We start from the raw sequence: 18,368 nt of genomic DNA on the forward strand, positions 1-18,368 counted from the left end.
TTAATCAAATCGGTTGTCAATGGTGTGAATCGGATAAAATAAAACACGAACAAAATACTGTTTATTGGGAATTACCAGATGGTTCGAAGGCTATACAGATTAATGCTGTACCATGCATTACATGTTTAACGTGTGGTATCGAATATCAAGAAGAAGCAATAGTAGACACAATAGAAGAGCAACTGTTGTTAATCAATACTGAGCAAATCCAACAGTCAATTACTTATGAGGAACTGTTAGCAATACCACGTTTATTAAAGAAGAATTACTTCAAGTTTTAATTAAATCTGTTATAAACATGTTTGCTACAAGTAGTAAGTAAAAACATTGATATATCAGCATGCTCAATTATTACGTCCTTGAATGTTTGAAATATCTGCTTCTGATTTTATAAGAAGCAGGTTTTTTTTACAAAATTTATATAGCGTTCCAAAATTGTTACTGTATGGTTTCCTTTTTCGTAAAAGTGTCAAGAACATTTATAATAATATAATTTCAAATCTCTATAAAGAAAAATGAATGAACTTATTAATTACAGCAGCTCTACTGCATTCTGTATTTTAAAAAAAATGACCATTGTTAGGCAGTTTAGTTTTTCTAAAAGAATAGCATCTTTCCCGTAATTTCAAACATTATATTATCCAATAAAGCCAAAAAAGAAGCTGCAAAAACAAATGCAATTATTGATAATACTATCCTATTTTTTAATTGAATAGCATTGAACCGTTTATAAGACCTGTCAAATAACATAATTATTAATATAAGGAGAGGTAAGCTTATACCAATAGCTAATAAATCAATTCGATCAAACGGTTTACTTAAATATTTATCGGTATATAAATTGATAACTATAAGTGTAATAAATAACATGAATTGATAAACAAAAAATTTTAAGCGGTACATGTATGGTTTACTCCAAATTATAAGGCGTCATTAATATAATACCTATACTTTGATGATTTAATTTGAAAAATTGTTAATAAAGTAGCCTTTTTCATTTCACTTATTTAATACAGAAGGATCGTTTGTTTCTCACAGTACTAATGAGTGCAAGTATTAACAATATTTAACTTTGATATGTTACAACAACTTTAGCCATAATGGAATAAGAAAAAACGTGTTAAACGACAAGTATGATGGAGAAAAGAAATGTTTATATTGTATACAGGTTTATGGGTAGGGTTGACATTACCTATAAGTTTATCTATAGCTTTTTCGTTACTTAAGCCAATTGTGATAAAAGACACTACTGGGGTTAGTATGTTAGTGATTGCTATTATAGTAGGACTTGTAAATACATATTTAGGTGTAAAGGTAATTGAAAAATATATTCAGCCTAGGTTAGAAAAAAGAAAGGAAAAAAGGCATTTTTCTTAACACACCAGCAAATCAAGGGATAGTGGGGCTGTTGTCATCGTAAAAAGTTTTTTGTTACAAGTATATTAATGACTAGAGGTGAATTTTACATATAAGGATTCTTTTAATAGGTAATTTAAAATGGATTATTATTAATTTTATACCTCTAAATACCATTAAATTCTGAGTTTTTTATGGGGGAGTATAAACTTTGTGGCTTTTTCGATTAATGATTTACTCTTGGATTATCGGATTATTACTTTTTTTTACAACAGCTATCTTACCAGAGGCTATATCATCCAAATCAATGAACATTGAGTTTGCAAAATGGTCGTTTGTTATCTTAACGTCACTTTTTTTAATAGTAATTAAAGATAAATGGTGGATAAAAACATTATCAGTATTATTTAGTCTAGTTGTATCAATTGCACTAATTGTTTTATTAGTACCTTAAATTTAAATAATATTTGATCATTTAAAATGTATTGTATTATTTATAGTTTGGAGGCATAAGAATGGAGCAACATTGCTGTGAAACAATGACACACTACGTTAATTTCAAATGTAAACAACATCCTAATATTTTTGATTGTCCCGATAGTCTAATACACTATACAGAGAACTTAGATGAGTATGGGTTAATCATTCATGATGGAGGTACCTCTGTTTTAACAATTTATTACTGTCCATGGTGCGGGAACAAACTTCCGGAATCGAAAAGGGATTTATGGTTTGAAACACTTTATAAATTAGGATTTGATGACCCAACAGAACAGAGGATTCCTGATGAGTTCTTGACAGATAAGTGGTATAAATCAAAGATTAAGTTTTGAAAACATTTACAATTCCTTATTTTAACAACTGGTCTTTTAGTCCACGACCATAATTAAATATCTACTCATAAAATTTTTCATAATGCGGGCGTAAACCTTCATGATTATTTGCAATAATCTTACAAGCATGGTCATCATAATAATAAAGACAAAGTAGGATGAGACAATAAATTTAACAGAGGTGTTTTTAGTCGTGTCAAATACTGATTTGTTTACAGCTATCTATATTCCAAAGACACCCTTTGTCAATGGTTTACTAAAGCCGAAAAGGGCGAAATAATTTAAATTTAAAATATGTAAAACAGAAAAAATAGCAGAAATCTTATATCATTATTTGTATAAAAAAGAAGAAATGCAAATTCACTGCTATTATTTCATCGGAGATTTAGATGATAGGTCAGAAAGGTATTTATTTGTTGAAAATAATGCTCTTTATGATGAGTTTATCTCACAGTTTTGGGGTGGTGGACAAAGGGATTCGGAATGGGGCATGGACACCTATCTAGATGTTACTAAACCAAAAGAAATTCTACATCAGCTTGAAAAAGTATATAACAATCTTTTTTATGAGGAGGATGAATCTATGCCTACGTGTCATATATATGGGCAGCAATCGTGGCATGGAAATGCGTTTTTAATTGGTAATCGTGCTGCTTTAACCGAGCTACGAGATGCCATCGATACTGCGTTAAATTACGAAGAGGCAAGATTGACTCTATTTCCTTCTGATGATGAAGGGTATGATTTTTTTATAAAATGTACAGAGGAAGATTTTAAATGGCAAATGTTAGAGATGCCGTATCATGACAGGGTATGCTACCAACCTGATGAAACGGTCAATCTTCCACCATATAAAGCTTTTAAAAAATATAAACGTTTTTTTAGTAGAGGTATGTAAAAAGGTTAGCTACTTAAAATAAATGATGATACTCTTTCTAACAAAAAATAGTACATTCAATTTCATTGACGATAGCTTTATGTAATTTGGGTTTGTATAATGATTAAAAACTTATATTATAATTGAGTTGGGATACAATTCTATGATGTTATGTATCCCGTTAACAATATATAATATAAGTTTTCATTAACATGACGTCCTTGTTTTTTATGAGTGCTTATATATTACAACTTACTAACCAACTTCTATCCAACTGTACTAAATTCTCTTTCATCTGGCGTGAATTTTTCTTTATTGTTAATTGTTCATTTACTTTGGGTAATAATTGTTTTGTATATATATTATCGACTTCTATATTGTTCCATAATGAAGCTATTAAGTATGTACGCTGATTATTCCTAAACATCCATCCTAGCATATCTTTATTTTCATTCATTTTTGTATCACATAATGAATTTTGACTCTTTTCAAAATGGTTTTGCCTCTCTTTTGTACAGGTGCCTTTTTCGACGTTTAAAAATGTTGCTTTTTGTAGAACCTCACTTATATTAAAGTTCATTACTTTTAAATTGTTTTCAAAAATTTCAACTTTAATACTATCATATTCGTTCATTTGATGATTACCTTCTATGATTTCATCATGCTTATTCTTCATGAATAACTTATATGAGGAATGATCCTTCCACAAAGCGATAATACATGCTTTAGTAGGTGTATTTATATCCCACCCTCCAATTTGACCTAGAAAACCATCTATATTTTGGAGTGATCTCCATTGTTCTTGTGCAATTGAAAACTGTCTTCTCTTATGTAATGGTACATTACAAACGATCCATTTAATTAACATCCTATCACCTCATTAAAGATTTAAAAAAATTTACAAGGACTGTATACTCCTTCAATCTTGTACTACTTTTACAATAATTACATCAATAAGATGAAGTAATTTATATACGACTTTTGATGTAGACACTTGCGTGTGAGTACAACATATGTATGATCTAATTGAGGTAATAGTAGCTCCTATGTTGCACGTTGGAGCTGGGTGAAAAATAATTACAGTAAAAAATAGTTATCTAGTTGTTCGTGTTTATTTTTTGATTTCTTTCTGATACTAGGTTTATGAAAATTCAGCAAGAGGCTGGATTTGTATTGAGGGCAGAGAATTTGTTTAAGTACCTTTTTAAATACTTAAATAATTCAGCTACGAAGGGATTGCAGAACTCTGTTAGAAAAGTTTGTGTTCCTCTTAGATCATGATAAAAACCCACTGCATGTTAGTAAAACAAGGTACCACGAGACAAGTAAGGTGAAAATAATTGACCCATAGTTATATAAAAAGTTAATATAAACACAATGAACACAATTAATATCATGTATATGAGATTGAGAGGTAGTAGCTTTGAAATCATTTTATCATTATCTTATGACATATAGGGAACCTAAAGCAAAGACTGATATCGGGGGCTTTGCAAACAATGCTTACCAAGATCATGGCTTTCCTAAAAATTCTTTTGATTATAATGAAATTAGCACGTATTTAGAAATGAATGGTTCGTACTTAGCCAGTATGTCAATATTTGATACAGCTTGGGAGCTATATAGAGCTCATGAGGAACATTAGAAATATAACTTTAAAATATCATGTCATGAAGTTAAATTGATTTATCCCTCTTCTGATCTAGCTGCATATAATAATGTATTAGAATGTAGCTTACAGCAAGGGGGTTAATACATTTGAAGAATGAAAAAAAACCACAATTTAAAGTCGGTGATGTAGTTGTCATTTCCAAGTATGGTACTGTTGGGATGATTACAAATGTCACCATGATAGATGGGTTAATTTTATATGAAGTAAATTACAGTGATCAGTTATATGTCCAAAATGCGATTCAGTTATTAGCTGACTATGAAAATAATGTTGAAATTGAAAAAATGGAAATCGATTATAAATTTTATTTTGGTGATATTGTGAAGGTGTTAGAATATGGAAACACCTTATTCAAAGTAATAGGAATAAGAACAGAAATATGGCATTATCAAGCTGAGGTTGCTGTTGATATTATTTATGAACTCGTAAGCATTAATGAGGGGGAGTGGCTTGAAGTCAGTGAAGAAGAGCTAGTTCTATTATCTGATAAAGATAGTAGTGAAGTATTAACAAAAAAACATGTAACGTTAAAATATTTAAAACATAAGGAATTAGATCATTTTTCACCTTCTTATGTAGAAGAATCTGATCAAAGTCGTACGTATATTAAAAAAAAATATTTACAATTGATTGACTACTATTTAGATATTTATAACGACTACAAACGCCTATATGAAACATTTCAGGATGAGGAATATAAAAAAATAATGGATATTATTTTCTATCATTTAGAAAAACTATCACTTTATTTAAGTAGATAATAATTTTATAATTGAAAAAATTTAATTAAGATGTAGATCAAGTAAGGCAAACCAACATATTTGATGCATTCAAACATCCCATTTGTAACCTTTTCTAATAAACTGTCAAAAGCTTGTCCACTTACAACATCCATCTCCTCACTTTCCGCATGAGGCTTTACATAAGTTACTTGCTTTGCATACATACATAGCCCTCCTAAAAAACTTAACTTTTATTACACGATATGTAATGTCATTACATAATATACATGTTTTTCAAAGATTCTTTTCATTAACTTTTCCACCCACATTTGAATAACTGATGTGTATGATATGATTCTTATAGTGTTTAGAGAAAAAAATGCCCCGAACGTTAGTCATATTCGTAATTAGCCCCACTTATAACGCTCTTTTCATAAGCTTTATTCCTATAGTCCCTAAATAGAAGATAAGGATGTTGTTTTAATCAACAGTCATCGTTAGAAGAAAGCTGCCAAGGTTTTTTAGTAGGAAACATCCCATTATAAAAAGTAACAAATAATGCGAATAAACCCTTTGCAAAAAATAATGTTCGTGTCATGATTTGAATCTTTTGGTATATCGTAAAAATTTCACACATAAAACTGTAAAAAAGGAGGCGGTAAATGTAATGAGTGAAATCAATGTAGTGATTGATACAGAAGAAATTGCTGAGTTTTTCTTTAATGAATTACTAAAGAGAGGACATATTCCACACGCAGAAGATCTCTTAGATATAGCAGATATCACTTTTGAATATTTACTGAAGAAGAACATCATTGACGAGGAATTTGATACCGACTAAGACTGCAAAAAATTATTGAAAATACTTCCTATTTGAACATGGTGTTTATAGTATAATAGGATTAGTCAATATATTTGCGAAAATGGGAGGATATGAATATGTCATTTTTTAATAAAATGTTTGCAAGTATTGGAATTGGTTCGACAACAGTTGATACAAAGCTGTATAATGACCGATTAGTAGCTGGTGAAGAAGTAAAAGGTATTGTTGAACTAACTGGTGGTAATGTTGATCAGGACATCGATTCAATCTATTTGTCTGTCAAAACAACTTATATTAAAGAAGTTAATGATACAAAGGTTAATAGACAAGTTGATATTGGAAAGTTTAAAATTAATGAACCTTTTACAATAAAGGCTGGGGAAGCAAAAGAAATCCCCTTCTCATTTGAGCTACCTATTGACACTCCTGTTACAATGGGTAAAACAAAAGTATGGATTCAAACAGGATTAGACATTAAAAATGCTGTTGATCCTAGTGACAAGGATTACATTTTAGTAGAGCCGATGCCTTTAACAACTGCTATTTTTAACTCAATTAACGAACTTGGTTTTCGTCTGCGTGAAGTTGAAAGTGAACAAGCTCCGTATAGTATGAAAGGGCGTTTGCCATTTATTCAAGAGTTTGAGTTTTTTCCTACGAGTGGACCATTTAGAGGTAAGTTAGATGAGTTGGAGTTAGTATTCTTCCCTCAATCACATGACAGTGTTGAAGTACTTATGGAAGTAGACCGTCGAGCGAGAGGTCTGGGTGGCTTTTTAGCAGAAGCGTTGGAAATGGACGAATCCATCATCCGTTTTACAGTTACAACTAATGATATGGATTATCTTACACAAAAAATGAAAGAACTAATCGAGAGATATTGCTAAATAAAATGATAAGAAAGTCAAGAGGTTGACTGAAAGCTCAACCTTTTGACTTTTCTTCTTGTGAAATAAGCTGTTCATTTAAGTTCCCTGATGGCATAACACAAAAATTTTCGTATAATACTAATTGCTTATTAGTCATATCATTCTTAGTCATTAGTTTATTACTTATGATTCCGTCAATAGGTTCGTTTATAGCAAGCCTGTTTGCAGTTTCAGAACGATCAATCGTCCAAGCAAAAATGCTGACATCAATAGAATGGGCTGTTTTTATTAGTACGTCTGTTACAAAATACTTATGAACTGATATGAAATCAAATATACCTGAATATTGTAGGATTTGATAAGGTGAGGTTGATTTATCAATAATGATTCCGGAAGAAATTGAAGGGAGCAGTGAATGGAATTTCACCATAGAGGCTTCGTTAAATGATTGTACTTTAATATGCTGCAGCAAGTTTTGTTCGCTTTGGTATTTTTGAAGTACTTGCACTATTTTTTCTTCTATACCTGGATAATGTGAAGGGTTTTTAATTTCAATCATAATGCCAATATGTCGGCTATATTGTTCTATAACATCTGATAATGTAGGTATTTGTTCATTTGCATATTTTGTATGAAACCAACTACCTGCATCCAACTGCTGTAATTCTATTAGTGTTAAGTTTTTTACATAACCAGTTCCATTCGTCGTTCTGTCAACCGTTAGATCGTGAATAATGACTAAATGCGAGTCTTTTGTCATTTGTACATCAACTTCTATATAATCAGCATCCATTTTAACTGCCTTATCGAATGCTGAAAAAGTATTTTCTGGGGCATAAGCGGATGCTCCCCGGTGGGCTATAAATATGATAGAATCATTTATTAACATTTGCCCATAGACAAATGCCGAGGAAAGAAAAAAATAAATACTGAACAACATCAACATTAGCTTATACATCACGTCCTCCTTCCCATAATAAAATTACATTATTATATGCAAGCTTAAACGTACATGTAAACATGCTTAGGCATATTTTTACTAATTCTGTTAACAGTCGTCTAATAACTTTGATGGTTGTGACGGATTTTCCTATATTTTCCAACTTAATAATTCTTTTTATAAATCACGTTATTTCAGAACCGTGCTACGCATAAGTCGTCTAATATGGAGCAATATATACAGCTAAAGGAGATAATAAACCTTGAAAGCACAATAATTGTTGAGTCCATTAGTTTCAGTTGTTCAGATGAATAATTGGAACTTTTATTATGTTAAATAGACAAGTTTGATGAGACCAACATACGATAATATGGGTAACTATGGTATAATTGGAATACAATAGTTCGGTAGCTAAAGGGTGGTCGGCTTCATACTCCTTGCGAAGGGAGGTGATGCCTATGTTGACTACATTTGAAGGGATAATGCTCATGATTGCTTTTGCAACATTAGTCGTAGCGATTCTTTCATTTCAACATAAAAAATAGACCGCCCTTAACGGAATAGGGTTGCGGTCTATCTTTTTAGATATATCAGCCGATCCTCTGAAGAATCGCCTATTGTAGGACCGTGAGTGTTGCGAGCACTTGCGGTCTTTCTTATTGTATGCAGTTACTGCTAGTCTATGATTAGAATATCATATTTGTTGGAAAATGTACAACCTAGGAATCTTCCTATACTTTCTCTATTCTTTCCTAACCCAAAAAGGGATATCCTTTTTTGAAGGGTATTCATCTTCATAACGTTTATTATTAGCTAAAAAATCTAATCCTTCCTCAGTAAGTTTTGCTCCACCTAAAAATATATCGGTAAAAGTAATAATTTCGTCCTTTATGTAATTATGCTCTTTAATGTAGTGGATTACTTTTCTAAATTCATAATACTTCATATTGTAATCTTGTGCCTTAGGTAAATTTGATTGATGTATTTCCCTTAAAATACTATAAATAAGACGCATCAATATCCCTCCCAAAATAAATATAGCAAAGTTTGATTGATGTTATTAACATTATTCAAGGCTAGTATATTTTATAGTTGTTATTGGAAAATATGGAGTATTAACATAGACTTAAGTACATTTTTGTCACGTTATTATGATAGCCCAGCCTTCTACAGCAAAAATCCATACATATAAAATAAATACAATTTTAGAGGGTGAAAATTTCTAATGAATGATAAAAATTGTGCATGTAGAATAGTTCCACCACCACCTCAAGGTCCTCAAGGGCCACCAGGGAAACAAGGACCACAAGGACCAATGGGTAATCCAGGAACACCTGGTAGTGCACTAGGTATTTGCGGTCTTTTTAACACATCCGCTACGCCTATTTCAGTAAATAATATAACACAAACAGTGCTGCTTACTGATTCAAATCAACCATGTACGGGTGGCTTTATAAATAATGATGCTAATAATCCCAACGCAATCATTCTTCCTGCGAATGGCTTTTATCAAATCACATACGGTATGATTTGTCTAGTAGAAGGCGGTAATCCTGATATTGGGAGAGATGGGCAACTACTTGGATTTAAGATCTATAATGGAACAAGCTTGTTTGATGAATCTAGTACAATTATAGACAATACACCTGACAACGCCTCTGATCTAGGTATACCAATATCTAAAACTTTTCTTTATAACGGGATGATGGGAGAACCTATTACTATACAGGTATCCGACCTTATCAATGAAGTTCCTAATTTAACACCAACTTATTTTAGACCATATCTAACGATAATCAGGTACACATAAGTAACACACGGGTACTCTCCAATTACCAGAGTGTCTTTTGCATGTATGATTTTTTTGAAGAACTGTGAATATGATGTTTAAATCTAGTTTGCAAAATAGAAGCAAGAGGAACTAGTGGATAACATAGACAATCGTACATTATTGACACATTATAGATGATTAGTCCAACCTGTTATAGCAAATAACTATACAATATAGTAAAAATAATGATAGAAAAGAAAAAGATTGTAAATATAGAGTAGTTCCACCACCACTTTAAGGGCCATAAGGGCCACCATGGAAACAAGGATCACAGGGAAGACATGGTCCACCAGGGATTACTATGTTAGTTAACACTGTTAAGCAGTGTACTAGTTTTAATGTGGAAGAATTTTCTACAACTTATGACGTCATAATAACAAGTGTTATAGGTGCTCCACGATTTCAGTTTTTCAATTTATCTGTAATTCAAACTAGATGGCGGGAATTACACTTTCTTATCAAATAATGACCCTCATAGAGTTGCAGCAGTTGGTGACACCATGAACTATAATGCCAAGAGTATTTGGTGGTGCTGCAATTGAAAGAAATCCAGCAAGTGGAGACATTTTCATCGATCTCAATAATGATGATGATAACAATTGTCCTTTTCTACACAGGTAATGTTACAACCTGGTGAGTCTGTTGAATTTGTCATCCTTGGCATCCGACAAAATGATACACCAATTCCTGAATCAGAAAGTCATGTTTCTATTTAGCTGAAGAATTAATACAACGATATTGTGCTCACTCCTTTATGGGTGGGCTCTTTCTTTGACGATGTTTGTATGTGAAAAAATATGGTATACAAATCTAATTAACTTAATAAGAGTTATGCCATTTCTTTATTTCCCGAATTTCTTACATATTTGTTGAATATAAATCTTCTAATATAAATAGTAGGAAAATCACCTTTCTTGTCGAATTGGGATTGTATATCCAATAATGAAAGGTGATGTCTTTTATAATGAAGAAGCAAGCAGTTGTAGAAATGAAGTATATAAAAGAGGATTTGCCATAGGATAAAATAACTGAGATACAAAATTTTTCTATGCTGCATTATGGACAACGGATCATCTTTACAGATCAAAGTGAGAAATTAGGTTACTACTGTCCGATCGACTATCATGTATATCAGATGTAAGTGCAGTTGGAATATTTTAAGGAATCTAAACTACAACAACTATTCGTTACATTCTTATTGGAGATTTATTACATCAATAACCTTCAGGAGCTGAATTATATAAAGTACCATTCAAGCTCAAGAGGAGAAGTAAAAAAAGTTCATCATAGAGGAAGTACTAACAACGTTTTAAGCTATCAAGAATCTTGGAGTTGCAATACAAAGAATGGGTCAACTTATCAGTTCTGGTAGGCTGACTCAAATTGAGTGGAGATAGCTTGATTTTATGTGTTGAAGCTAGTTTAATTCAGTTAAGTTATGGCTTATAGCAGATTGAAAAAGTAAAAAAATAGTAGAAAAAAAGCTTTTTGACAGTAAACTCAATAGGGAGAGATGACATGAAGTATCATAGAAAAGATTTATTAGTGTTAGCGGGATTTTTCTTTTTTCCATTACTGTTGTTAATAGTAGTGAGAAGAACAAACATTATTAATATTGGAATTGGAAACCTAAATGTCAACCAACCAGAAATAGATGCGAACAAAGAGTGCACACCTAGTTAATTAGTAGCCCGCCCGTACGTTCACGAAAGGAGTAATGTACCAACCAGAGGAGGTGAGAGTGCTAATAAAGGGTGTACATTATGTTGTGTAAGCATGTAATTTAAGCTTGTATTAATGTGATAGGTCTAATAAATCATTTTTTTGACACATTGATTAGTAAGGCAATTAGTTCCAGATATTCATTAATAAAAAACAGGAGCTTTTGAGATTATACATAAACATGCAAGGTGGGACCAACTTACAATAATATGGGCAATTATGGTATAATTGGAATACAATAGCGAATTTCTAAGGGTGGTCGGCTTCATTCCCCGTGAAAGGGGGTGAGGCGTATGACGGTATTTGAAGCATTGATGTTGGCAATTGCATTTTGCGGGCTGATTATTTCAGTACTGTCGTTCAACAAAGATGACAACAAATAGACCACCCTTAACGCTTTAGCCAGAGCGGTTGGTGGTCTATTTAGACTATTAAAGCCGACTCTCTAGAGAATCGTCTATTGTACAGACCGTGAGTGCTTGCGACACTTGCGGTCTTTCTTATTGTATGCAGTTACTGCTTGTCTATGATTAGAATATCATAATTGTTGGAAAATGTACAATTTACATAGGCCTCAGTCTATTTTAGTTACGTTATATATGTTAGTCCAACCTGTTATAGCAAATATGCATTTTACCATCTTTACAGAGTGGTCTTGTAATAAGGTTAAATCAAACACAGCTCGGTTAGGTGAAGGGTTTGGGACAACAATGCTAAATTAACCAACTGTTTTCAATAATTAATTAGGTTTAACCGTGATTGTATAAGGGAGGTTTGAATGTTTGAAATGAAGAAACCTCTCACCGTGTATAGTAATATCTAGTGGATGGATCGTTGCTGGGCGTTCCGTTGGATACCAATGTCTTCCTTCATTCACTAAAACAAAAACACCAAATTCATCACCGTAAAATGCAAAATTATCACCAATTCCATACATTTTGTCGATAACATGAGGGGTCAAAACTTCTTGCATTTGTCTGACTGAACTGGAAGGCATGCCGATTTCTCCAACGTCAAACCAGCCGAATGGTTCCTCTTCATTATCATTAAACGGTCTCACAAGCACTTCTAAAATATTCCCATCAGGATCATAAAAATATGCTTGTTTTCCTTCCCAAAATAAAGAGGTTTCTCCTGACTCATCTGGTAATAACACATCCCTCTTTGACAACGTATTATATATATGTTCGAAATATAGATCGTTTGTACGAAAACAAAGATGATAGAATGGAAGTTGTGAATCATGTTCAAAGTTTAGCCGGGTCTTTCCAGCCATTACAGAAAACATCCTGTCGTTTTCTTCAATTAATGTCATTTGCAGAACATCTGTATAAAATTGCTTCATTTTTTCTAAGTTATATGTTTTCATAGATAACTCAATAATCTTCATTTTTAATCTCTCCTTTGTTTTTTTAAAAAAATCTTTATATAATTTGTTGTTGAGTTTATTGTAATGAACTTTATTAAACAGAGCATTAGGCAGATGGTTGAGTATTACTACAACTTTCGTATGAGGTAGTGAATAATTTGTTAATAGAAAATAAACCTACATCACATATGCTGTCACATAAAATATGAAAATACTAATTGACAAAGACATATCGTTTATTTTATGATATAGGTAAATTAACTTAATGTTTCTCCTAAAGGGGAGTAGCTTTTACAGCAAAGTCGTCATTACGGAGTTTGATACTCTCGGCTTTGTTGGCGACATAACGTTGTTAGCAAGACCTTTATCTAGCGGTAAAGGTCTTTATATGTAGAAAAACCTTTACCACTCTGGTAAAGGTTTTTTTTGATAGGTTATACAAAAGTGGAGTGAAGAAATGTAAAAAATATTGATCTACTATACATGGCATAACACGATAACTTTCTAAAGTATCATAATCGTTTAAAAACATATTATATTGACCTTTAATAAGAAAAACTAATTGAAAGGTGAGTGAATGTATTGAAAAAAGTAAAAATGCCGTTAGCACAACTAATTAGACAAAACAAAGAAGAACTTCTTAAAGACAAGGATGCTATTGCCAAAATCGAGAAACGCATTGATAAGAAGCATGTTGGAAACAAGTAAAACATTTGTAAATGCAACAAAATGACTGGCGTCAGAAGTAAAATATTTAACATGCTTGGTTAATTAAAATGATGGATAGAGCTAGTAATTAAATTGTGATAGGAGAGAATCAATATGGTGATTGAAAGGATAAAAGTTGTTCCGTGTGGTTGTAAAGGTACGATACAATTTTGCGAAACATGTGGTGGCACTGGTAAGTTGAATGCTTGCCGTAAAGTATTAGCTGAGACAACCATTGAACCTATGGGCCAAACTAATGTAAAACAATCTTTTTTTAGTGTTACAACAGCGGATGATTATCTGGCGTACTCTAACATTAAACAATTTTTAGAAAACTTAATTGTTACAGTAAAAATGGAAAGAAAAACTTACAAAATTACCTTTACGACAATATAAGCATATTCAGTAGCGTTTACATTACCTTAATGTGAAATTATTAACGATTAAGGTAATGTTTTTTTAATAGAGAAAATATAATTATATAGTAGGGTATGTCAAAATAGTAACAACTTTTTTAAAGGTGTAAAGTCAAAAATATAGAATCCATTATTATAGTACTTTTTAATAGGCTACCTACGCATGATCTTTTCCTTCATACCAAAGGATGTACAACTTATAATGATCGTTCGTGGCATCTTTGCTATTTTAAATTTTAAAATTGATGTCAACTAGCTAAATTAATACAATTGTTGCTATGCCTATTTAGATACTTAACAACAAATATGACGCAAAGAGCCTGTTAATAAGTGAAAGGAGGCTGCCTCTTAATAAACTGTGCATATACTCTCTCTACTTCTCTCGCAAAAATATAGAATATGAATGATTATTTTCATGTAAACGAAAAAAATATATTACACTATTTAAACGGGGTACTATAGCTTATTAATTCGGAAAATTCAAAAAAATATAATATGGAGTTGATTTTATGAATTTAAGATTAACCGATGAGCAGAAAATGGTTCAAAAAACTATTAGAAAATTTGTTGAAAAAGAATTAATTCCTCTTGAAAACGACGTTCTCAGAAATGAACGTGCTGGTAAGCCAGGTCTTCCTGCTAGTAAATTGAAAGAGCTTCAATTAAAGGCGAAAGAAGCTGGTTTTTGGGGTATAAGTACGCCAAAGGAATATGGAGGAGCAGACCTAGGGCAGATGATGTTAGCAATTGTTCTTATGGAAGTGTCGAAAACTTTTGTACCTTTCATGTTTGGTGGCTCTGCGGACATCATTCTATATTACGCAAATGAGGAACAAAAGAAAAAGTATTTAATTCCTACCATTGATGGGGAGAAAAAATCGTGTTTTGCCATAACAGAACCAAGTGCAGGCTCAGATACGAGAAACATAAAAATGACAGCGGTTAAAGAAGGAAATGAATGGGTTTTAAATGGAGAAAAGACGTTTATTACAGGTGGTAATGATGCTGATTTTGTTATGGTTATTGCTATTACTGACAAAGAAATGCATCAAGCAACAGGAAGAGATGGGGTGACGTGTTTTATTGTTGACAGAGACATGGGCTGGAGATCAGAAGAAATTTTAACGATGGGAGAAGGTGGCCCTGCAAGTTTAGTTTTTGAAAATGTACGTGTACCAGAAGAGAATATCCTTGGAGAGATTAATGGAGGCTATAAGTTAGGCTTGGAGTGGATAGGCTTTGCAAGATGGATAGTTGGGGCACGTGCAGTAGGTGCTTCTGAAAGACTGCTTCAGATGGCTATTGATTACGCTAAAGAGAGGGAGACATTTGGAAAACCGATTGCTACAAGACAAGCTATTCAATGGCAAATTGCCGATTGTGCTGTTGAAATTGAAGCTGCACGCTGGCTTGTGCTAAATGCAGCATTTACACTGGACCAAGGTGAAGACAATCGTCATGCAGCGTCTATCGCAAAACTATACGGAGCAAATATGGGGAATAGAGTAGTTGATCGTGTGCTGCAAATTCATGGTGGTATGGGATATACGAAGGAGCTCCCAATAGAAAGGTGGTACCGTGAGGCACGGCTCTGGAGGATTTTTGATGGAACAGATGAAATACAGCGCTTAATCATTTCTAGAAATCTATTAAAAGGCCATGTAAAAGTAGGACAATTCGGTTAAGAAGATTTTTTGGGAAGGAGATATAACTCATGTCAGGAAGGTTTCATAATAAAGTAGCAATTGTCACAGGTGGAAGTAGAGGGATAGGAAAAAGCATTGCTGAACAATTTGCTCAGGAAGGTGCAAAAGTAGCTATTTTTGATATAAATGAAGAAGCATTATATGAAGCTTCTCAGCAATTTCAGGAAAAAGGATTCGAAGTTTTTTCAAAAGTCGTTAATGTTGTTGATCCTATTGCCGTAAATGCAACGATTGATGAAGTATATAACAAATATGGATCGATAGATATACTTGTAAACAACGCAGGCGTTATTCGTGACAATTTATTATTTAAAATGACTGATGATGATTGGCAGACCGTTATGGATGTTCATTTAAAAGGATCATTTAATGTCACTCGTGCTGCTCAAAAACATATGGTGAAAAATAATTATGGGCGAATTATTAATATATCTTCAACTTCTGCACTAGGAAATCGTGGGCAAGTAAATTATGCAGCTGCCAAGGCTGGTTTACAAGGGTTTACGAAAACACTAGCTATTGAATTGGGTAAATATGGAGTTACTGCAAATGTAGTTGCGCCAGGATTCATAGAAACGGAAATGACCAAAGAAACAGCTAGAAGGATTGGTATATCGTTTGAAGATTTAATACAGGCTAGTATAGCAACGATCCCTGTTGGAAGGACTGGTAAGCCGAGTGATATTGCGAATGCTGTAACATTTTTTGCAGATGAAAAATCATCATTTGTAAATGGCCAAGTCATCTACGTCGCTGGAGGTCCAAAAAATTAACGAGTCATTGTGGGGTGTTATAGTTTGTTTAGAAAATTAATCGGCAAGCGTTCTAAAAAACATAGAAACACCATTGAAAGAGGAGCTGTCAAAAAATTTGCTGAGGCAATTGGTGATCCTCATCCTATTTTTGTAGATGAGAAAGTAGGGACGGAATCTCGATACAAAACTAATATTGCACCAGTAACGTTTCCAAGAGTATTAAATTATGGTGTAATTGAAGGTTTGCAGCTCCCTAAGAAAGGGCTGATCCACGGAGAAGAATTGTATCATTATGAAAGGCCATTACTTGTTAATGAAGAGATACTTTGTTATCAGGAAGTAGAGGATTATTATGATAAATCGAGCAATAGTGGAGAGCTGGGCTTCTTAGTGCTCAAAAGCTACGGAGAAGATGTAAGCGGTAACATTGTATTTACTGTTAAGTCAACGATTGTTTTTAATGCTGCCTTACGAAAGGAGATGAACAGGTGATAGAATTGACAGAACTAAAGGTGGGGGATGCACTGAGTGATGTCGAATTACCACCTGTTTCTCGTTTAAATTTAATTAAATATGCTGGTGCTTCAGGTGACTACAATCCAATTCATACGATTGATGAAGAAGCTCAAAAAGCAGGTTTACCAGGGATTATTGCTCATGGGATGTGGACGATGGGGAATTTATCTAAGTTATTTAGCCCTTTTTTGCTAGATGGTTATATTCAAGACTATTCAATTCGCTTTAAAAGTATGGTTTTCTTAAACGATATAATTACATTGAAAGCAACATTGACACAAATCTGTAATAATGAGATGAATTTTGATGTTAGTGCCATTAATCAGCATAATAAGCAAGTAATCAGGGGCAATGTACATTTTATTACGTATGAATAATAGTCTTCTTTGTTGGTTTGGTTACTAAATAGGACAGTCTGATACATTTTTTACAATTCAATTATGTTAAAGTATCAAAGATGCTACGAATGATTGATATTTACGTGTGTATATTTAAGAATGAAAAGCAACAATTAATGGAAAAAATCCATTATTTATGAAATGATCTTCAAACTTATAAATGTTAAAACAAGTAAATTGTAAAGTTTCCTATTTTAGATGGTGATTTAAAAACGAACAAAAAAGATTTTGTTATTCCTCACAATCCAATTAAATGCCTTTTTAATAGATGTATTTTGTTATTTAATTGGATTGTTGGGGTGATTTTGTTATCTAAACTATGTTTCTTTCATTGTATGTACCTTATTTAAATATTGTTAGATCATATCCTCTGAGAAACCCTTTAACAATTTCTCCTCATTCCTCTCAGTTAACATCTATTTCGTAAGTTGTAGGTTAATTTGTCCTTTCCCCCACATTGCATATGTTTCATATTTTTATTCCTATAATTATACCTTTGCAAACAAACTAGTAGAGAGAAATCAAAAATGTAACATAGTAACCACCTATGGTCAATTACGCTGTTAAAGATTTTCACTATCTTTGTCTACTATAAAATGATGACTGTCTAGTTTAAGAGCCATGGCTATAAAGATTACGAAAAGAATGTAAAGTATTAAAAGAAGGCAATAAAATTAAAAAAAGCGATCTTATTGGTAAGGAAGTATTTTCTTTCAGCACGGTTATTAAATTTATTAAGTTAACCTATCTATATGTAATCCTAATATTGGTTTATCAGGTTTGAAGTACACCCTTTTACGAAACAAGAAGAATGCAAGGCTTTTTTGTTCTCTACTAGCATTTATACACTGAAAT

At 32.5% G+C, this 18,368-nt stretch carries 25 protein-coding genes; 19 read left to right on the top strand and 6 right to left on the bottom strand.

Translation table 11 applies throughout. The annotated features are described in order from the left end of the window. The first annotated feature begins 8 nt into the window (after window positions 1-8). Complete coding sequence (locus V1503_RS22025; protein WP_410629496.1) at window positions 9-281, top strand: YokU family protein; 273 nt, start codon at window positions 9-11, stop codon at window positions 279-281. Between the two features lie 316 nt (window positions 282-597). Here the strand turns inward: V1503_RS22025 and V1503_RS22030 are convergent, their stop codons facing one another. Then, window positions 598-903: a hypothetical protein gene (locus V1503_RS22030; RefSeq protein ID WP_410629160.1), complete on the bottom strand. Its 306-nt coding sequence runs from the start codon at window positions 901-903 to the stop codon at window positions 598-600. 246 nt (window positions 904-1,149) lie between these two features. On the opposite strand from V1503_RS22030, the gene V1503_RS22035 reads away from it, so the two are divergent. The 4 genes from V1503_RS22035 (at window position 1,150) to V1503_RS22050 (ending at window position 3,087) form a co-directional block, all read left to right on the top strand. Continuing rightward, window positions 1,150-1,377 (top strand): hypothetical protein, encoded by a 228-nt coding sequence (locus V1503_RS22035; protein WP_410629161.1) that lies wholly within the window; start codon window positions 1,150-1,152, stop codon window positions 1,375-1,377. Between the two features lie 190 nt (window positions 1,378-1,567). Then, entirely contained in the window at window positions 1,568-1,810 is a 243-nt protein-coding gene (locus V1503_RS22040; protein ID WP_410629162.1) for a hypothetical protein, read from the top strand. Between the two features lie 61 nt (window positions 1,811-1,871). After that, on the top strand, window positions 1,872-2,189 hold the full coding sequence (locus V1503_RS22045; protein ID WP_410629163.1) for a DUF6980 family protein: 318 nt from the start codon (window positions 1,872-1,874) through the stop codon (window positions 2,187-2,189). 352 nt (window positions 2,190-2,541) lie between these two features. Beyond that, entirely contained in the window at window positions 2,542-3,087 is a 546-nt protein-coding gene (locus V1503_RS22050; RefSeq protein ID WP_410629164.1) for a hypothetical protein, read from the top strand. A gap of 217 nt (window positions 3,088-3,304) precedes the next feature. Here V1503_RS22050 and V1503_RS22055 read toward each other — a convergent pair whose 3' ends face one another. Beyond that, window positions 3,305-3,934, bottom strand: coding sequence for a YdbC family protein (locus V1503_RS22055; RefSeq protein ID WP_410629165.1), 630 nt, complete (start codon window positions 3,932-3,934; stop codon window positions 3,305-3,307). A gap of 555 nt (window positions 3,935-4,489) precedes the next feature. Here V1503_RS22055 and V1503_RS22060 point away from each other — a divergent pair. Both V1503_RS22060 and yodN read left to right on the top strand, forming a co-directional pair. After that, window positions 4,490-4,711, top strand: a complete 222-nt coding sequence (locus tag V1503_RS22060) for a YozE family protein (RefSeq protein WP_214484849.1) — start codon at window positions 4,490-4,492, stop codon at window positions 4,709-4,711. A 113-nt stretch (window positions 4,712-4,824) separates the two neighbouring features. Beyond that, the gene (yodN, locus tag V1503_RS22065; RefSeq protein ID WP_214484848.1) at window positions 4,825-5,499 is read left to right on the top strand and encodes a germination protein YodN; all 675 of its coding nucleotides are present in this window, start codon (window positions 4,825-4,827) and stop codon (window positions 5,497-5,499) included. Between the two features lie 5 nt (window positions 5,500-5,504). Here yodN and V1503_RS22070 read toward each other — a convergent pair whose 3' ends face one another. Further along, window positions 5,505-5,684 (bottom strand): hypothetical protein, encoded by a 180-nt coding sequence (locus V1503_RS22070; protein ID WP_410629166.1) that lies wholly within the window; start codon window positions 5,682-5,684, stop codon window positions 5,505-5,507. A gap of 443 nt (window positions 5,685-6,127) precedes the next feature. Here V1503_RS22070 and V1503_RS22075 point away from each other — a divergent pair, with 443 nt between their 5' ends. Further along, entirely contained in the window at window positions 6,128-6,301 is a 174-nt protein-coding gene (locus V1503_RS22075) for a YozD family protein (RefSeq protein ID WP_214484846.1), read from the top strand. 98 nt (window positions 6,302-6,399) lie between these two features. Continuing rightward, complete coding sequence (locus V1503_RS22080) at window positions 6,400-7,170, top strand: sporulation protein (RefSeq protein WP_214484845.1); 771 nt, start codon at window positions 6,400-6,402, stop codon at window positions 7,168-7,170. A 37-nt stretch (window positions 7,171-7,207) separates the two neighbouring features. Here the strand turns inward: V1503_RS22080 and V1503_RS22085 are convergent, their stop codons facing one another. After that, window positions 7,208-8,110: a glycerophosphodiester phosphodiesterase gene (locus V1503_RS22085; RefSeq protein ID WP_410629167.1), complete on the bottom strand. Its 903-nt coding sequence runs from the start codon at window positions 8,108-8,110 to the stop codon at window positions 7,208-7,210. Window positions 8,111-8,550: 440 nt separating this feature from the next. Here V1503_RS22085 and V1503_RS22090 point away from each other — a divergent pair, with 440 nt between their 5' ends. Next, complete coding sequence (locus V1503_RS22090) at window positions 8,551-8,637, top strand: putative holin-like toxin (protein ID WP_410629497.1); 87 nt, start codon at window positions 8,551-8,553, stop codon at window positions 8,635-8,637. Window positions 8,638-8,834: 197 nt separating this feature from the next. On the opposite strand, the gene V1503_RS22095 is transcribed toward V1503_RS22090, so the two are convergent. Next, window positions 8,835-9,107 carry a hypothetical protein gene (locus V1503_RS22095; protein WP_410629168.1) on the bottom strand — a complete coding sequence of 91 codons (273 nt, stop codon included), beginning with the start codon at window positions 9,105-9,107 and terminating at the stop codon, window positions 8,835-8,837. Between the two features lie 210 nt (window positions 9,108-9,317). On the opposite strand from V1503_RS22095, the gene V1503_RS22100 reads away from it, so the two are divergent. From V1503_RS22100 to V1503_RS22110, 3 genes are all read left to right on the top strand, one after another. Further along, entirely contained in the window at window positions 9,318-9,902 is a 585-nt protein-coding gene (locus V1503_RS22100; protein WP_410629169.1) for a hypothetical protein, read from the top strand. Window positions 9,903-11,441: 1,539 nt separating this feature from the next. After that, complete coding sequence (locus V1503_RS22105; RefSeq protein ID WP_410629170.1) at window positions 11,442-11,606, top strand: hypothetical protein; 165 nt, start codon at window positions 11,442-11,444, stop codon at window positions 11,604-11,606. A 332-nt stretch (window positions 11,607-11,938) separates the two neighbouring features. Then, a complete protein-coding gene (locus V1503_RS22110; protein ID WP_250886792.1) occupies window positions 11,939-12,028 on the top strand; it encodes a putative holin-like toxin in 90 nt (29 codons plus the stop codon). Window positions 12,029-12,384: 356 nt separating this feature from the next. On the opposite strand, the gene V1503_RS22115 is transcribed toward V1503_RS22110, so the two are convergent. Beyond that, on the bottom strand, window positions 12,385-13,035 hold the full coding sequence (locus V1503_RS22115) for a VOC family protein (RefSeq protein ID WP_410629171.1): 651 nt from the start codon (window positions 13,033-13,035) through the stop codon (window positions 12,385-12,387). A gap of 576 nt (window positions 13,036-13,611) precedes the next feature. On the opposite strand from V1503_RS22115, the gene V1503_RS22120 reads away from it, so the two are divergent. From V1503_RS22120 to V1503_RS22145, 6 genes are all read left to right on the top strand, one after another. After that, window positions 13,612-13,722, top strand: a complete 111-nt coding sequence (locus tag V1503_RS22120) for an FbpB family small basic protein (protein WP_214484153.1) — start codon at window positions 13,612-13,614, stop codon at window positions 13,720-13,722. A 114-nt stretch (window positions 13,723-13,836) separates the two neighbouring features. Next, window positions 13,837-14,118 carry a hypothetical protein gene (locus V1503_RS22125; protein ID WP_410629172.1) on the top strand — a complete coding sequence of 94 codons (282 nt, stop codon included), beginning with the start codon at window positions 13,837-13,839 and terminating at the stop codon, window positions 14,116-14,118. Window positions 14,119-14,647: 529 nt separating this feature from the next. After that, complete coding sequence (locus V1503_RS22130; protein ID WP_214484146.1) at window positions 14,648-15,823, top strand: acyl-CoA dehydrogenase family protein; 1,176 nt, start codon at window positions 14,648-14,650, stop codon at window positions 15,821-15,823. 29 nt (window positions 15,824-15,852) lie between these two features. Continuing rightward, window positions 15,853-16,617: a beta-ketoacyl-ACP reductase gene (locus V1503_RS22135; protein ID WP_410629173.1), complete on the top strand. Its 765-nt coding sequence runs from the start codon at window positions 15,853-15,855 to the stop codon at window positions 16,615-16,617. A 24-nt stretch (window positions 16,618-16,641) separates the two neighbouring features. Beyond that, complete coding sequence (locus V1503_RS22140; RefSeq protein ID WP_410629174.1) at window positions 16,642-17,091, top strand: MaoC family dehydratase N-terminal domain-containing protein; 450 nt, start codon at window positions 16,642-16,644, stop codon at window positions 17,089-17,091. Further along, window positions 17,088-17,492, top strand: coding sequence for a MaoC/PaaZ C-terminal domain-containing protein (locus tag V1503_RS22145; protein ID WP_410629175.1), 405 nt, complete (start codon window positions 17,088-17,090; stop codon window positions 17,490-17,492). Before V1503_RS22140 ends, V1503_RS22145 begins: the two co-directional genes overlap by 4 nt. Window positions 17,493-18,368 lie beyond the last annotated feature (876 nt).

The sequence above is a fragment of the Nanhaiella sioensis genome (genome assembly GCF_046557775.1).
Classification (GTDB): domain Bacteria; phylum Bacillota; class Bacilli; order Bacillales; family SM2101; genus Nanhaiella; species Nanhaiella sioensis.

Coding starts and splice junctions, on each gene's coding strand:
- V1503_RS22030 (WP_410629160.1), bottom strand. CDS start 903: ATGTACCGCTTAAAATTTTTTGTTTATCAATTCATGTTATTTATTACA.
- V1503_RS22035 (WP_410629161.1), top strand. CDS start 1,150: ATGTTTATATTGTATACAGGTTTATGGGTAGGGTTGACATTACCTATA.
- V1503_RS22045 (WP_410629163.1), top strand. CDS start 1,872: ATGGAGCAACATTGCTGTGAAACAATGACACACTACGTTAATTTCAAA.
- V1503_RS22050 (WP_410629164.1), top strand. CDS start 2,542: ATGCAAATTCACTGCTATTATTTCATCGGAGATTTAGATGATAGGTCA.
- V1503_RS22055 (WP_410629165.1), bottom strand. CDS start 3,934: ATGTTAATTAAATGGATCGTTTGTAATGTACCATTACATAAGAGAAGA.
- V1503_RS22070 (WP_410629166.1), bottom strand. CDS start 5,684: ATGTATGCAAAGCAAGTAACTTATGTAAAGCCTCATGCGGAAAGTGAG.
- V1503_RS22075 (WP_214484846.1), top strand. CDS start 6,128: ATGAGTGAAATCAATGTAGTGATTGATACAGAAGAAATTGCTGAGTTT.
- V1503_RS22080 (WP_214484845.1), top strand. CDS start 6,400: ATGTCATTTTTTAATAAAATGTTTGCAAGTATTGGAATTGGTTCGACA.
- V1503_RS22085 (WP_410629167.1), bottom strand. CDS start 8,110: ATGTATAAGCTAATGTTGATGTTGTTCAGTATTTATTTTTTTCTTTCC.
- V1503_RS22090 (WP_410629497.1), top strand. CDS start 8,551: ATGTTGACTACATTTGAAGGGATAATGCTCATGATTGCTTTTGCAACA.
- V1503_RS22095 (WP_410629168.1), bottom strand. CDS start 9,107: ATGCGTCTTATTTATAGTATTTTAAGGGAAATACATCAATCAAATTTA.
- V1503_RS22100 (WP_410629169.1), top strand. CDS start 9,318: ATGAATGATAAAAATTGTGCATGTAGAATAGTTCCACCACCACCTCAA.
- V1503_RS22105 (WP_410629170.1), top strand. CDS start 11,442: ATGAAGTATCATAGAAAAGATTTATTAGTGTTAGCGGGATTTTTCTTT.
- V1503_RS22110 (WP_250886792.1), top strand. CDS start 11,939: ATGACGGTATTTGAAGCATTGATGTTGGCAATTGCATTTTGCGGGCTG.
- V1503_RS22115 (WP_410629171.1), bottom strand. CDS start 13,035: ATGAAGATTATTGAGTTATCTATGAAAACATATAACTTAGAAAAAATG.
- V1503_RS22120 (WP_214484153.1), top strand. CDS start 13,612: ATGCCGTTAGCACAACTAATTAGACAAAACAAAGAAGAACTTCTTAAA.
- V1503_RS22125 (WP_410629172.1), top strand. CDS start 13,837: ATGGTGATTGAAAGGATAAAAGTTGTTCCGTGTGGTTGTAAAGGTACG.
- V1503_RS22130 (WP_214484146.1), top strand. CDS start 14,648: ATGAATTTAAGATTAACCGATGAGCAGAAAATGGTTCAAAAAACTATT.
- V1503_RS22135 (WP_410629173.1), top strand. CDS start 15,853: ATGTCAGGAAGGTTTCATAATAAAGTAGCAATTGTCACAGGTGGAAGT.